This is a genomic window from Bacteroidota bacterium (assembly GCA_039714315.1).
Classification (GTDB): Bacteria; Bacteroidota; Bacteroidia; order Flavobacteriales; family JADGDT01; genus JADGDT01.
In genome coordinates this window covers 1-1,889 of record JBDLJM010000265.1, presented here as the reverse complement: position 1 = coordinate 1,889, position 1,889 = coordinate 1, and the positions used below count along the sequence as shown (strand labels likewise).

The following is a 1,889-nucleotide window of genomic DNA, read 5'->3' as shown; positions in this document are numbered from 1 at the left end:
TTAATTGTTTTCCGCTAAAATTTAAGAAAACGAGCTTCCGGCGGTCGCTGTTTTCTTAATAGCTTCAATACAATTAAATCAAAAAAGCTGCCACTTCTATCCTTGCCTGAGAGATGTGTAATATATTTACAACTTAACATAAATAAACTATTTTTACCACCATGAATATTAGAAAAGCAAATACCGGCGATGCGGAGCATGTAAGCAAACTGTTAATAGAGAACTGGTTGCTGTCTTTGGGAGAGTTTATTCCTAAAAAAGATTTACAGGAATATCATAATATGACTTACAATACAGCTAAACTGCAAGAGCTGATAAAAAATAAGGCGAATGAGTGTATAGTTGTTGAAGATGATGATGTTTTGTGTGCCTGGCTTATGCTAAAAGAAGACAGGCCGTTTGCTAAGATATATTTAAGCTCTTTGTATGTTTCAGGTTCTCATCAGGGCAAGGGAATAGGGAATGAGCTGATTAACCGGGCATTTAATACCGCTAAGAAAAAAGGATTTCAGGAAATACATATTGGTGTTTTTTCCGAAAATGTACGAGCCTTAAAATTGTATGAAAAACTAGGTTTCGATTTCTATAGCGACGAAGAGTTTAAAATGGGAAATACTATTGCAATGCACAGAATTGGTAAAAAGAAATTAGTGTAAGTTTTCTTTGTTAACTACATTTGGTTTTTTGGCGGTAGAGTGTAACTAAAGGTAAGTAAGCGTATTAGATTTGTTAATTTATATTTCGTTTTTTGTATAAATCAGTATATTCGCATTCTTATTGATGTTAGTGAATGATAATTCGAGAGAATTAGAAAAAATACCGGTTATGACAACTCAAACCAAAAATGAAATACTTAAATCCCTTGCGGAGCTTATTTTAGCAAACAAGCAGGAGATTATTGCAGAAAATAAAAAAGACATTGCATCAGTCCCCGATTTGGATGCGTCACTTCTCGACAGACTTAAAGTTGACGAAAAGAAAGTTGACGGAATGGTTTCGGCAACAGAGCAGGTAATTTCTTTGCCCGATCCTGAAGGGAAAGTTTTGTATTCGGGTAAGCATGCCAATGGTATGCGTATCGAAAACAGGGTAGTGCCATTCGGTAACATTCTAATTATCTATGAATCCCGTCCCGATGTAACTGTTGAAGCTGCTATTACTGCATTTAAAGCCGGAAATAAAATCATCCTAAAAGGAGGGAAGGAGGCTCGTTTGTCGAACCTTAAACTTGTTGAACTTTGGCACAAGGCCTTAGAACAGCACGGCGAAAGTACAAGCTATGTAACATATTTGGATTTACCCCGCGAAGAGGTTCAGAAGCTTATTCGTAATGAACGTGGAGAAAAAGTAGACTTGATTATCCCGCGTGGTGGTGAAGGTCTGATAAATTACATAAAGCAAAATTCAACGGCTCCCGTAATTGTTAGTGGTCGTGGAAATAATTTCCTTTATGTTGATGCTGATTCTGATTTTGATATGGCAATCAACATTATTCTAAATGGTAAAAGTCGTTTGAGTGTTTGTAATGCTTTGGATAAAGTTCTTTTCAATGAGAATATTGAAGATCTTGATGTAAAAATAAAATCGGTTTACGGGAAATTGGAAGAGATGGGTATTGCAGTATATGGCGATAAGGCTACCTGTGATATGAATGAAAAGATAGAGCAAATTACCGATGATTCTATTTTTGCAGAGGAGTTTTTATCAGCTAAAATTCTTCAATCTACAGTAAAGGATATCGATGAGGCAATTGAGCTAATTAATAAATATTCAGGAGGGCATTCAGCAGTGATTGTCACCCGCAACAACGATACTGCGGCAAAGTTCCAAAATGAAGTAGACTGTGCTGCTGTTTATCACAATGCTTCAACACGGTTTACCGATGGGGG

2 protein-coding genes are annotated in these 1,889 nt (G+C 36.4%); both read left to right on the top strand.

Going from position 1 to position 1,889, the window contains the following annotated elements:
- Positions 1-161: 161 nt before the first annotated feature.
- A complete protein-coding gene (locus tag ABFR62_14205; GenBank protein ID MEN8139570.1) occupies positions 162-656 on the top strand; it encodes a GNAT family N-acetyltransferase in 495 nt (164 codons plus the stop codon).
- A gap of 169 nt (positions 657-825) precedes the next feature.
- Positions 826-1,889, top strand: a 1,064-nt coding sequence (locus tag ABFR62_14200) for a glutamate-5-semialdehyde dehydrogenase (GenBank protein MEN8139569.1), incomplete at its 3' end; no start/stop codon positions are given.